At 35.5% G+C, this 12,909-nt stretch carries 10 protein-coding genes; 5 read left to right on the forward strand and 5 right to left on the reverse strand.

Annotation, left to right across the window (positions count from 1 at the left end; genetic code table 11):
- Nucleotides 1–21: 21 nt before the first annotated feature.
- The 3 genes from A3SG_RS0115320 to A3SG_RS0115330 all read left to right on the forward strand — a co-directional run bounded on the left by A3SG_RS0115320 (nt 22) and on the right by A3SG_RS0115330 (nt 5,044).
- On the forward strand, nt 22–1,719 hold the full coding sequence (locus A3SG_RS0115320; protein ID WP_029596845.1) for a M23 family metallopeptidase: 1,698 nt from the start codon (nt 22–24) through the stop codon (nt 1,717–1,719).
- Nucleotides 1,720–1,776: 57 nt separating this feature from the next.
- Nucleotides 1,777–4,203 (forward strand): carboxypeptidase-like regulatory domain-containing protein, encoded by a 2,427-nt coding sequence (locus A3SG_RS0115325; protein WP_016990886.1) that lies wholly within the window; start codon nt 1,777–1,779, stop codon nt 4,201–4,203.
- 118 nt (nt 4,204–4,321) lie between these two features.
- Nucleotides 4,322–5,044 carry a hypothetical protein gene (locus tag A3SG_RS0115330; RefSeq protein ID WP_016990887.1) on the forward strand — a complete coding sequence of 241 codons (723 nt, stop codon included), beginning with the start codon at nt 4,322–4,324 and terminating at the stop codon, nt 5,042–5,044.
- A 15-nt stretch (nt 5,045–5,059) separates the two neighbouring features.
- Here A3SG_RS0115330 and A3SG_RS0115335 read toward each other — a convergent pair whose 3' ends face one another.
- The 5 genes from A3SG_RS0115335 to A3SG_RS0115355 all read right to left on the reverse strand — a co-directional run bounded on the left by A3SG_RS0115335 (nt 5,060) and on the right by A3SG_RS0115355 (nt 11,009).
- Nucleotides 5,060–5,761 (reverse strand): hypothetical protein, encoded by a 702-nt coding sequence (locus tag A3SG_RS0115335; protein ID WP_016990888.1) that lies wholly within the window; start codon nt 5,759–5,761, stop codon nt 5,060–5,062.
- A 65-nt stretch (nt 5,762–5,826) separates the two neighbouring features.
- Nucleotides 5,827–7,656 (reverse strand): ABC transporter ATP-binding protein, encoded by a 1,830-nt coding sequence (locus tag A3SG_RS0115340; protein WP_016990889.1) that lies wholly within the window; start codon nt 7,654–7,656, stop codon nt 5,827–5,829.
- Nucleotides 7,657–7,659: 3 nt separating this feature from the next.
- Complete coding sequence (locus A3SG_RS0115345; RefSeq protein WP_016990890.1) at nt 7,660–9,387, reverse strand: phospho-sugar mutase; 1,728 nt, start codon at nt 9,385–9,387, stop codon at nt 7,660–7,662.
- 118 nt (nt 9,388–9,505) lie between these two features.
- On the reverse strand, nt 9,506–10,462 hold the full coding sequence (locus A3SG_RS0115350; RefSeq protein ID WP_016990891.1) for a glycosyltransferase family 2 protein: 957 nt from the start codon (nt 10,460–10,462) through the stop codon (nt 9,506–9,508).
- Nucleotides 10,463–10,466: 4 nt separating this feature from the next.
- Nucleotides 10,467–11,009, reverse strand: coding sequence for a DUF4199 domain-containing protein (locus A3SG_RS0115355; RefSeq protein WP_016990892.1), 543 nt, complete (start codon nt 11,007–11,009; stop codon nt 10,467–10,469).
- Between the two features lie 232 nt (nt 11,010–11,241).
- On the opposite strand from A3SG_RS0115355, the gene A3SG_RS0115360 reads away from it, so the two are divergent.
- Both A3SG_RS0115360 and A3SG_RS0115365 read left to right on the forward strand, forming a co-directional pair.
- Nucleotides 11,242–11,493 (forward strand): type B 50S ribosomal protein L31, encoded by a 252-nt coding sequence (locus A3SG_RS0115360; RefSeq protein WP_016990893.1) that lies wholly within the window; start codon nt 11,242–11,244, stop codon nt 11,491–11,493.
- Between the two features lie 152 nt (nt 11,494–11,645).
- Nucleotides 11,646–12,821 (forward strand): GlmU family protein, encoded by a 1,176-nt coding sequence (locus tag A3SG_RS0115365; RefSeq protein WP_016990894.1) that lies wholly within the window; start codon nt 11,646–11,648, stop codon nt 12,819–12,821.
- Nucleotides 12,822–12,909 lie beyond the last annotated feature (88 nt).

Genomic DNA, 12,909 nt, shown 5'->3' on the forward strand with positions numbered 1-12,909 from the left:
ACCTTAGCAAAAATGTATACCATGAAATTTCTTGTTTTTTTTCTAATGTTTTCGAGCTCTATTCTGTCCCAAACTCAGTATCCAAAGGACTATTTTAGTCTTCCTTTAGATATTCCTATGGTGTTATCGGGTAATTTTGGCGAATTAAGACCCAATCACTTTCATTCAGGTTTTGATTTCAAGACATTACAGCGAGAAGGCTTGGATGTACATGCTGTCGCAGATGGTTACGTCTCTCGAATAAAGATATCTCCTTTCGGAAATGGTAAGGCGATTTATATAACACATCCCAATGGCTATACTTCTGTATATTGTCATTTACAAAAAGGGACTGATGCCATTGAAAGCTATATTGAAAAGACACATTACAAAGAAAAGTCATTTGAGATAGAAATGTTTTTAAAACCGAGTGAGTTGGTTGTCAAAAAAGGACAGACCATCGCTTTATCTGGTAATACTGGTTCTTCAGAAGGGCCTCATTTACATTTTGAATTTCGAGACAGCAAAACCGAAAAAATCATCAATCCCATGTTGTTTGGTTTTGATAAAGATATAAAAGACACAAAGAAACCGGCTGTTTCTGCTGTTTATGTCTATCCGGTTGATAGTAAAACCACAGTAAACCAATCTAGACGTCCGTTGTTATTAAATTTGTCTTTGCAAAAAGACGGTAGCTATCTGGCAAATAAGGTGGTGGCTAATGGCAAAATAGGATTTGGAATCACAGCTGTTGATTATGATGATGTTTCAGGTAATAGAAACGGAATCTATAAATTACAGACCTATTTGAATGGGAAGCCTAATTTTGGTTATCAATTGGATACCTATTCATTTGACGAAATGCGCTATATAAATGCATTAATTGATTATCCAAAATATAAAACAACTTCACAACGAGTGCAAAAACTATTTATGGTGAATCCCTATAATTTGAGTTTTATTCAGACAGATGATACAAAAGGTGTTATTACCGTTGTTCCTAATCTAACTTCCGTTTATCGTATTGAGGTGTCAGATTTTATGGGAAATATGACAACAATTTCCATTCCTATTAGTTATGACTTATCGGCAGCCATTATTGAAAAAGAGCCTGTAGTGTCGAATTATTTCATAAAGGGGAATAAAGACAACAGTTTTGCTAAAAACAACATATCAGTTTTCTTTCCTGCCGGAACCTTCTATGAAGACTTTAATATGAGTTTTGATGTTAAAGATGACACACTCTATCTTCATGATGAGACAACCCCGGTTCACTCCAGTTTTACAATTACCATAGAGGACAGTAAATACACGGATACTCAGAAGGAAAAAGTATTCATTGCAGATGTCAGCAAAACTGGTAGGATGGGGTATAACAGCACCTATAGAAAGGATACTGTATTTACCGCTAAAGTGAGGTCATTGGGTAAGTATACTTTGGCGATGGACAGTACCGCTCCAACAATATCTATTGGTAAATCTATTGAAGGAAGATGGTTGAGTACACAAAAAACAATACAACTTTCGATTAATGACTACGGTTCTGGAATAAAGGGCTATGACGGTTATTTGAACGGGAATTGGATTTTATTTGAATACGATAACAAAACGAGAAGAATTACCCATAATTTTAGTGACGGAATAGTGGCAGAAGGGGCTAATGATTTAAAAGTGATCGTCAGAGATAATGTAGGAAATTCTACTATCTTTGAAACGCAGTTTTTTAGAAGTCAAAAATAATAATTTACATACATCTTGAGTGTTTACAAAATAATCTTTGTTTTTATTGCTTTATGGATGAGCTTGCATTCGTTTGCGCAGTCAGCACGCGTAAAGGGACTTATTCTCGATAAAAATAATCAACCGATAGAGAATGTAAATATTACGGTTGCAGGAAACAGAGCGCAATCTAATGAAAATGGTTTTTATCTTGTTAAAGTACCAGTTAATCAAAATGTAGCTGTTATTTTCACCCATGTCTCTTTAAAAAAAGCAACGGTCTTTCTCACCTTAAAAACAGATGAAGACTATGAGTTCAACTTGGTCATGAATGATCAGGAAGAACAAATGGGTGAAATTATAGTTACTACGAACAACAAGAAGCAAGTGCAAGGAATTACTACTATTGCCCCGGAGGTTATTCGAAAAATTCCCGGAGCCAATGCCGGTATCGAAAATATTTTAAAAACGCTACCAGGCGTAAACTCCAATAATGAACTGAGTACGCAATATGCTGTTCGAGGCGGGAATTACGATGAGAATTTGGTTTATGTAAATGAAATCGAAATTTACCGTCCTTTTCTGATTCGTTCCGGGCAACAGGAAGGGCTAAGCTTTACCAATACGGATTTGGTTCAAAACGTAGAATTTTCTGCGGGTGGTTTTCAAGCAAAATTTGGGGATAAGTTATCTTCCGTATTGGATATTACGTATCGGAAACCCACACAATTTGGTGCTACACTAGAAGCGAGTTTTCTTGGCGGAAGCCTGTCAGTAGATGCGGTTTCGAAAAATAAAAAATGGAGTGCAATCACAGGAGTTCGCTATAGGAATAATAGCCTATTAGTTAATAGCCAGGATACACAAACTAATTTTACACCTGCATTTGTCGATGTACAAACAAATGTAAATTATCAGGCTTCGCCAAGATGGCAATGGAGTTTTCTGGGGAATATCTCGCAAAATAAATACCAATACCAACCCTTAACGCGGGAAACCAAATTTGGAACCATAGACAACCCGATGGCGCTTACTGTTTATTATGAAGGGCTGGAAAAGGATAAATACGATACTTATTTCGGTGCTTTTAAAACAACATTCAAAGTCACGGATACTTTTACATTAAAATTTATTGGTTCGGTTTTTCATACTTTGGAACAGGAACATTTTGATATTTTTGCCCAATATCGTTTAGGCGAAGTGGATTCAAATATCGGTTCAAACACCTATGGCGATGTCGCTTTTACTCGAGGTATTGGAACGCAACTTAATCATGCGCGAAATGAATTAGATGCATTGATTGTCAATACTGAAATAAAAGGATTTCATGATTGGAGGAAAAACCAATTTGAATGGGGAGTTAAATACACTCGCGAATCGATTCGCGATAGAGTAGTGGAGTGGGAAGTAATTGATTCGGCTGGTTTTTCGATAAATCCTCCGATTATTAATTTGCCTAAAAATGACCAACCTTATTCACCTTACACCGGTCCATTGGTTCCATATCAGAATGTCCGTGCTATTAATTTCAATTCAATCAATAGATTCTCCGGTTATGGACAATGGAGTAGAAAAGATAAGATAGGCAGTAGTGAAGTATGGTACAATGCCGGGGTACGAATCCATAATTGGGAAGTTACAGGCGGCGATGTCAGTGGATCTGCACAGACTACCTTCAGCCCCAGAGTACAATTTGCCATAAAACCGGATTGGGAAAAGGACATGGTGTTCAGAGTATCAGGAGGTTTATACCATCAGCCACCATTCTACAGAGAACTTAGGGATGCTGACGGAGTGGTTCAGCCTAATGTAAAAGCACAACAATCTGTTCATTTTGTGCTAAGCAACGATTATAGTTTTAAAATGTGGGAACGCCCTTTTAAACTCGTTTCGGAGTTGTATTATAAGTCACTTACGGAGGTAAATACTTATACGATTGATAATGTTAGAATACGTTATTCGGCTTCTAATGTAGCCAAAGGCTATGCGCAAGGATTGGATTTTAGGTTGAATGGAGAGTTTGTTCCCGGAACAGAATCTTGGTTTAGTTTTGGCTATCTTAAAACGGAAGAAAACAGCGAAAATAGAGGCTATATCGCCAGACCGACAGACCAGAGATTAAAATTCGGACTTTTATTCCAGGATTACATGCCTAATATTCCAAGTGTGAAAATATATTTGAATTTGGTTTACAATACTGGATTGCCTGGAGGTTCACCGTCTTATGCAGATCCTTATTTGTACCAAAATAGATTAAATGATTATCGTAGGGTAGATGTCGGGTTTTCAAAAGTATTGTTGGATAATACTACAGGGGAGCCAAAGGCAAATTGGTTGGGGAATTTCAAAGAACTTGCCATAGGGTTGGAAATTTTCAATCTTTTTAACAATCAAAACGCAATTACGAATACCTGGGTGCGTGATGTTTATTCTAAAAATGAATATGCGATTCCAAATTATATGACCACGAGGGTTTTTAATGTTAAGTTGAGTGCCAGATTGTAGAATAGGACTAGGAATCACTTTCAGTTAAGCTTTCGTTTTATTGCATAAATTGGGTATAAATATCTGAACCATTTTTAAAATTCATTACATTTGAATTTGTTTTTAATATCACATCATTATGAAAAAATTATATATAGCTTTATTGAGTAGTACCGTTTTACTTTTAGCCAGTTGTAAGCAAGAACAGGAAAAACCGAAAGTTATTTATGACGCTACTAATAAAGGAAAAGGAATAGCTAAAGTAGATTCTACGCAAGTGTCTATTTCTGATTTGCCTATTCAGATGGAAGGAACGGATTATTTGATTCATCCGGTTGGAGATTTGAGAGTATATGAAAGAGGATCAAAGGCAAGATATGGCTCTTCCAGCGTAATTGATTTGAGTTTTACGATTTCAAATTATGGAGAAAATGAGATTACCGGTTACTTACAAAATTTAAAATTTCAAAAGACCGATTCTGATTCGATACATGCATTAACAGATAAACCTGCTTTGATACAAACGGCAACCTATTTAAAGTCCGTTTCTGATAGAGCCAAAAAACAAATTATGGTGTACACCATGTTTGATGCGGATACGAATAGAGATGGTAAATTAGACAGCAGTGATATTAAATCCTTGTATTTAAGCGAGATTAGCGGAAAGCGATTTACAAAAGTATCAGTGGATCTTCAGGAATTGATTGATTGGAAGTTGATAGACTCTAAAAGCCGACTTTACTTTAGAACGGTTGAAGACACTAATAAAAATGGGCAGTTTGATAAAAACGATGTGGTGCATTACAATTACATTGATCTATCAAATAAGGAATGGGAAGTATCTAACTACGAACCAATTTAATAAAATAGTGAAGCGTTAAATCAGGATATCACTCTCTAAATCTGATTTTTCAATTGTAAAATCAAAGCCAAGTTGTTTCACTAGCTGGATGACTAAGTTTTTATACCAGTTTTCTGATTTAGGGTGAATGTAGATTTTTTCAATTAGTTGATCGAGGTTTACATTGATTTTTAATCCATCATTTAACGTAATGTTACTTTCGGCTACATCCGATATGATGCGCACTTCTCGCTCGTATTGAAAGCTTTTTCTTTTGAATAAAAACGGGAAAAACATATCGTCAAAAGGGATATATTCTTTTTTGTAATCAATATAATTCACCTCACCAATAAACTGTTTGTAATTGTTTTCAGGAGCTAGTGCATTTTGCAACCGACCTATTGTGGATTGTATCGCTAGTCCTTCCGTATTTTGCGTGAATATTTGCCACATGGCAAAGGATTCATATTCATTGATATGCCAACTGCTGATTGCTACTTGTTCGCGATGTGTTTTGTAAAACTTTAAAAAATCGGGATTGTCGATAGACAGTTTCCTGATTTCTTCATAGGTAGGTTCGCTGAATGTGCCTTCGTATTGATCCTCAAATTTATCAGAGCGTGACATGAAAAGCTTTTTGGACATTAACAAATCTAGGAACTTAGACAAATCTAAATACTTCCAAATAATAGTGTCTGGGTCTTCAGGTAGTTTTATATTTTGATTGTTAAGGTACATTTTTACTATTTAAAGATTTAAAAATTTTATTTCTAGGGTAAATGTGACTTAAAAATTAGTATTCATTATTCAAAAGACTGTAGCGAAACTAATTTATTATACATTCCGTTTAACGCAATTAATTCGTCGTGACTCCCTTGCTCTACAATCTTTCCTTTTTGCATCACGATGATAGTATCTGCTTTTTGAATGGTGGAAAGACGGTGTGCTATTACAATTGACGTTCTATTTTGCATCATATTTTCTAAAGCTATTTGAACAAACTTTTCACTCTCGGTATCTAATGCTGATGTAGCCTCATCTAAAATCATAATCGGAGGGTTTTTCAAAACAGCACGAGCGATTGAAAGTCTTTGTTTTTGACCACCGGAAAGTTTATTACCACTATCTCCAATGTTAGTGTGAATTCCTTTTGCTAACTCATTTACGAATTCATAGGCATTAGCGATTTTTAAGGCATTGATAATTTCTTCATCTGTAGCATCCGGCTTTCCTAATGAAATATTCGCTTTAATAGTGTCATTAAATAAGATGCTGTCTTGTGTAACCAGTCCCATTAAACCACGAAGCGACTGTAGGTTTAGGTCTTGTATGTTCGTTCCGTCAATGCTAATTGTTCCTTCGTTGACATCATAAAAACGCGTCAGTAAATTAGCAATGGTACTTTTTCCGCTGCCTGATTGTCCTACTAGTGCGATGGTTTGTCCCTTTTTAACTTGAAATGAAAAGTTTTTTAAGACATAGTCGTCTTCGTATTTGAAATTGATATTTTTGATTGTGATATCAGACTCAAAAGTGTTTTTGACAATCGCATTTTCTTTGGATGTAATTTCGTTCTCGACTTCCAAAACTTCAAAAACTCGATCTGCAGCGGCTAATCCATTTTTCACGGAATACGAAGCTTTAGATATCGCTTTTGCCGGGGTAAGAATATTAAAGGCTAATGTGAGATAGACAATAAAAGCAGATCCATCTAAGGTTTTTTCTACTAGAACTAAATTACCACCATAAAAAAGTAAAACGGCTATGGTTGTTATCCCCAGGAATTCACTTAACGGCGTTGCTAGATTATTTCGACTTCCTATGCTGTTCGTTAAATTTAACAATCGAGTTACTGAATCATGAAATCTACTTTTAAAATTCGGCTCGGCATTATAACTTTTAATTACCTTCAAACCCCCTAAAGTCTCATCGACAATAGAGATTAATTGACCACTTTCTTTTTGAGCTTCTAATGACTTAGCTCTTAGGTTTTTGGCTAATTTTGAAATAATCCATCCCGAAAGTGGCATGAAAATCAAAACGAATAAAGTCAGTTTTGTACTGATAATAAACATGGTTCCTAGCGCAAAAATAATAGTAAGTGGTTCTTTTATAACTAGTTCTAAAATAGAGAAAAAAGAGTTTTGCACTTCGTTTACGTCACCAAGCATACGTGCCATAATATCTCCTTTTCTTTTTTCAGAATAGTAAGATATAGGGAGTTCTATAATTTTATTATACATTGACTTTCTCAAATCCCGTAAGACGCCATTCTTAAGATGCATAATATGGTGAGAAGCCAAATAATTGAATATGTTTTTCAGCAAAAAAGTAGTAATTACCATCAAAACAACAAATAACAGCGCAACTTGAATGCTGTTGTCTTTTGTCAGTGTTGAAATTTGATAATACATATAATCAGTACCAAACTGTTTTATGTCGCCTATTCCAGTATATGTTGGTTTAGTTAAGACATCTCTTGTTTTTCCAAAAAGCACTTCAAGTACAGGAAGGAGGGTAAGCATAGAGATAGTGCTAAATAATGCGTATAAAACATTGAACACCACATTCCAGATGATGTGTGACTTATATGGTTTTGTGTAAGGAAGTAATTTTATTAAGCTTTTATCCATTAGTTAATTTAATTGCATTGCAGTAATAATAGTTGCAATTTTTTGGTCTAAAATAGTTTCGACTTCCTTGAAATCAGCAACATCATCTAATATTGTGTTGACACTAATGTAGAATTTTATTTTTGGCTCTGTTCCGCTTGGTCTCGCACAAATTTTTGATCCGTCTTCTGTATAATAAATCAGTACGTTCGATTTTGGAATGTCCATTTTTATTTCTGAATCGTCTAATAAATTCTTAGCCATGGAGGATTGATAATCTTCGACGATTATCACTCTTTGTCCGTCAATCTCTTTTAAAGGATTTTCACGCAAGTCAATCATCATTTGATTTATTTCTTGCAATCCTTCCATTCCTTTTTTAGTAATAGAAACTAAATACTCTTTATAAAATCCATGTTCTACATACAATTGCAATAATTCTTTGTAAACGGTACTTCCTGTTGCTTTAGCTTGTGCAGCAACTTCGCAAATCAATAGGGTAGCGGCAACGGCATCTTTGTCGCGTACTGCATCTCCTACCATATATCCAAAACTTTCTTCGCCACCACCTATGAACTCTTGTTCAGGAAAGTCTTTGATCATTTTTGCGATCCATTTAAATCCAGTCAAACCAACTTTACATTCTACGCCGTAGCTTGTGGCCAGTTCCATCATCATCGGAGTGGAAACAATTGTCGAACCTACAAATTGGTTACCATTTATTTTATCTGCTTTTTTCCATTTTTCTAATAAAAAAGCGGTCATCAAAATCATCGTTTGGTTTCCGTTTAGCAAAGTCATTTCGCCCTCATTATTGCGGACAGCAACACCTAAACGGTCACAATCAGGATCTGTCCCAATAACAATATCTGCATTTGTTTTATCAGCTAAGTTTAGTGCCATTGCTAAGGCTTCGGGTTCTTCCGGATTTGGAGATTTCACGGTTGGGAAATCGCCATTTGGAACAGCTTGTTCGGGAACAATATGAACGTTGGTATATCCTGCTTTAGATAAAGTATCTGGAACTACCGTTATAGAGGTCCCGTGTAATGAAGTAAAAACGACATTTAAGTTTTCTTTCGCTGCAGCGGGAGTATTAAAACTTGCGTTTTTAATAGAGGATGCTATGAAAGCTTGATCTACTTCTGCACCAATATAATGGATTAAATCTTCATTGGCTTCAAACTTAATTTGATTGAAGTTTAGCTTTCCGATAGTATTTATAATGGCTTCATCCTCTGGCGGGACAATCTGTCCGCCATCTTGCCAGTAGACTTTGTAACCGTTATATTCAGGAGGGTTGTGTGATGCAGTAAGTACAATTCCACATTGACATCCTAAATGCTTAACGGCAAATGACAATTCTGGTGTTGGTCTTAATTCAGAGAATAAATACACCTCTACACCATTTGCAGAGAAAACATCAGCAACTAATTTTGCTAAAGTAGCGCTGTTATGACGACAATCATAAGCGATAGCCGCTTTTAAAGGTTGGTTAGGAAAAGCCTTATGCAAATAATCAGAAAGTCCTTGTGTGCTCTTTCCTAGAGTATATTTATTGATTCGGTTGTTTCCAACGCCCATTACACCGCGCATTCCACCAGTTCCAAACTCGAGGTCTTTGTAAAAGCTTTCTTCTAGTTCTTTTGGAGAACCAGCTATTAATTCTTTTACTGCTAGTTGAGTTGCTGCGTCAAATGCGGGGGTTAACCATTCGTTAACTGCATTCAAAATGTTTTGTTTAATTTCCATTTTTATATGTTTTTAGCTTTTAGTTTAAGTTTAGGAGCTAATCCTGCTATCTGTTACAATCTTTTATGCTGAACCCCAGCATAAAAGGATTTTCAAGACTATCAGGGCTAGGGGCAAATTATAAATTAACTTCGCTCGCAATTTTATAACGTTCTTCGTTACTTTTAGTACGTAATATAATCTCACCAAGAAATCCCGCCAAAAATAATTGGGTACCCAATACCATGGTGGTTAAAGCGATAAAAAACCAAGGATTTTCAGTTACTAAGTTATAGCGCATGTTCATAAACATGTGGTATAGTTTTGAAACGCCAATATAGCCTGCTAGTAAAAAACCAATGATGAACATTAGCGATCCCATGGCGCCAAATAAATGCATTGGTCTTTTTCCAAATCGGGAAAGGAACCAGATGGTAATTAGATCTAGGAATCCGTTGATGAAACGTTCCATTCCAAATTTGGTTTCCCCATATTTTCGGGCTTGGTGTTGCACCACTTTTTCTCCGATTTTTCCAAAACCGGCATTTTTTGCCAAAACGGGAATGTATCGGTGCATTTCACCTGAAACTTCAATGTTTTTAACTACTATGTTTTTGTAGGCTTTTAATCCGCAATTGAAATCGTTGAGTTCTACTCCAGACGTTTTTCTAGCCGCCCAGTTGAATAATTTCGAAGGTAGGTTTTTAGCAACTACAGAATCGTAGCGCTTCTTTTTCCAACCGGAAACTAAATCAAAGTTTTGGGATGTAATCATATTGTACAAACCCGGAATTTCTTCAGGGCTATCTTGTAAATCGGCATCCATTGTTATGATAACGTCCCCTTTAGCTTTTGCAAATCCAGCATGTAAAGCTTGAGATTTACCAAAGTTTTTCATGAAACGGATTCCTTTTACACTAGGATTTTCTGCTGCAAATTGTTCGATAATCGACCAGGAATTGTCCGTGCTGCCATCATCCAGAAAGATAATTTCATAGGAGTAATTGTTCGATTGCATCACTTTTATAATCCAGATGTACAGCTCTTTAAGTGATTCTTCCTCGTTTAGAAGGGGTATGAGTATCGATAGATTCATTAAATTACAGGCTTTGAGGATTTTCGTTTTTTAAAATTGCACCAATAATTAGCGAATAAATTAATCCAATAAAGGAATACATTGCAAGTGTAACAGGAAAGACAATTAAAGGATTCATGAATTTTTTCATCATTGTAAGTCCCATTTCCATCTCTTTACTTGTTATGTTCGGGTTTTGTTTGAGCATTCCCTCTTTGGTAATAGATGCCATTTCATTAATAAACTCAGGAAATATAAAATTAAATGCAATGTTAAATAGTCCATATACTAGGGCTGCTATAAAAGTGATAGAAACTCCTACCTTTAGACTTTCACCAAAAGAGATGAAGCCGTTATTTAGATTTTTCTTGTAGTTGATGCATCCTAAATAGATGAATATTAATGGTAGTATAAGGTAATTAGAAATGTTAACGATCACTCCGGCACTTGTCCCTACTAAGGATCGCATCCCTATTATGTACATAATTACGAATTCTAGAACCATAATCACACCAAACAATACACCATATTGTAGTCCAGATTTACCAGGGGATAGACTTTTTTCCATAGAGACTTTATATATTAATCCACAAATATAACAATTCCCAATATATTGGGCTACAAAAAACAGTTTTTACGATTTAAATAAAAAAAATGAAAACAAAGATTTGTTTATTGAAAAATAATTGTAAATTTGCACACTCAAAATAATAGTGTAAAACAAAAAGTTGTAATGAGTTTACACCTTTTCTGTCGAAAGAGAAGCTTCAAAACAAGTTATAACCAAACAAATAAAAAAGATGAAAAAAGGTACGCACCCAGAAAATTACAGATTAGTTGCATTTAAAGACATGTCTAATGAAGACGTTTTTATCACTAAATCTGCTGCGGAAACAAGAGAAACAATTACAGTTGATGGTGTTGAATACCCAGTTGTGAAATTAGAGATCTCTAGAACGTCTCATCCTTTTTACACAGGAAAAAACAAACTTATCGATACTGCAGGACGTATTGATAAATTCAAAACTAAATACGCTAAACACGCTAAATAATTTTAGTTTGTTTTCAAATATAACTAAGCCACGCTTTTCAGCGTGGCTTTTTTATTTTTATCTATTTGAAAACGTTGTAACTTTGGGCTTTATCTAAAACAAATCAATGTAGCGTCTGGTTGAATCCTGACACTATCACAAATAAATATTATATGAATTATATACTTTTTGATGGACCCGCACGAGATGCCTTATTACCTTTTACTTTTACGCGTCCAGTAGCTGATATTCTAATTGGAATTATGACGATTCGTCAAAAATGGGAAATGCATCTGGGGTCTACCACCACAACATTAACTGAGGAATATCTATCTGAAAAATATCCGATGGTGGAATTAGAAGAGAATGTGATGATTAATGCTTCTTTTCTTCCTAATGCTGTCTTAGTTGAAATGGTTAGTAATCTTGAGCCAAATCAGGCTATCTTTAAAGGAGAAGAAGTTGTTGCCTTTTATACTGATGAAAATCAGGAAGAAGTGGATTTTGATTCCTATGAGATTATAGAGTACGATGAGGACTGCTTAACTGTAATGAATACCTGGGATATTTTCTCGAAAAATGATGCTGCTATTCGGGAAGATTTTGATTTTTTGACAGCAGACAGAAAATCCAAACCAATTCCGAAAAGTGTCAATGTAATAGCACACGAAAATATATTTATCGAAGAAGGAGCTAAGTTAGAGTTTGTTACTTTAAACGCGTCGTCAGGTCCCATATATATAGGTAAGGATGCTGAGATTATGGAGGGTTCAGTAATCCGTGGACCCTTTGCATTGTGTGAAGGTGCCGTGGTGAAAATGGGTGCTAAAGTATATGGTGCTACCACGGTAGGACCCCATTCCAGAATTGGAGGAGAGGTAAACAATTCTGTTATTTCAGCTTATTCGAATAAAGGGCATGATGGTTTTTTAGGAAATTCGGTGCTTGGGGAGTGGTGTAACATTGGTGCAGACAGTAATAATTCGAATCTAAAGAACAACTACGAGGAAGTGAAACTGTGGAGTTATGAAACAGAAAGTTTTGCTAAAACTGGTCTGCAGTTTTGTGGATTGATGATGGGAGATCACAGTAAGTGCGGAATTAATACCATGTTTAATACAGGAACAGTAATAGGAGTGAGCGCCAATATTTTTGGATCGGGATTTCCACGTAATTTTGTGCCGAGTTTTTCTTGGGGTGGAGCTTCTGGTTTTACTACTTATATTACTAAAAAAGCATTTGAAACGGCAAGATTAGTAATGGGTCGTAGGAATGTAGATTTTGATGAGAAAGAGGCTGCGATTTTAGAGCATGTCTTTGCCGAAAGTAAAAAATGGCGAAAAGAATAACAGTTTTAAGTCTAAATTTTAAGATTATACGGAAACAAAAAACTAACTCTATTTTACAAGATGGAGTAGTTTTTTGTCGTTTTGATTG

It is taken from the genome of Flavobacterium sp. ACAM 123 (genome assembly GCF_000264055.1).
Taxonomy (GTDB): Bacteria; Bacteroidota; Bacteroidia; order Flavobacteriales; family Flavobacteriaceae; genus Flavobacterium.

Coding starts and splice junctions, on each gene's coding strand:
- A3SG_RS0115335 (WP_016990888.1), bottom strand. CDS start 5,761: ATGTACCTTAACAATCAAAATATAAAACTACCTGAAGACCCAGACACT.
- A3SG_RS0115330 (WP_016990887.1), top strand. CDS start 4,322: ATGAAAAAATTATATATAGCTTTATTGAGTAGTACCGTTTTACTTTTA.
- A3SG_RS0115360 (WP_016990893.1), top strand. CDS start 11,242: ATGAAAAAAGGTACGCACCCAGAAAATTACAGATTAGTTGCATTTAAA.
- A3SG_RS0115340 (WP_016990889.1), bottom strand. CDS start 7,656: ATGGATAAAAGCTTAATAAAATTACTTCCTTACACAAAACCATATAAG.
- A3SG_RS0115350 (WP_016990891.1), bottom strand. CDS start 10,462: ATGAATCTATCGATACTCATACCCCTTCTAAACGAGGAAGAATCACTT.
- A3SG_RS0115355 (WP_016990892.1), bottom strand. CDS start 11,009: ATGGAAAAAAGTCTATCCCCTGGTAAATCTGGACTACAATATGGTGTA.
- A3SG_RS0115365 (WP_016990894.1), top strand. CDS start 11,646: ATGAATTATATACTTTTTGATGGACCCGCACGAGATGCCTTATTACCT.
- A3SG_RS0115325 (WP_016990886.1), top strand. CDS start 1,777: ATGAGCTTGCATTCGTTTGCGCAGTCAGCACGCGTAAAGGGACTTATT.
- A3SG_RS0115320 (WP_029596845.1), top strand. CDS start 22: ATGAAATTTCTTGTTTTTTTTCTAATGTTTTCGAGCTCTATTCTGTCC.
- A3SG_RS0115345 (WP_016990890.1), bottom strand. CDS start 9,387: ATGGAAATTAAACAAAACATTTTGAATGCAGTTAACGAATGGTTAACC.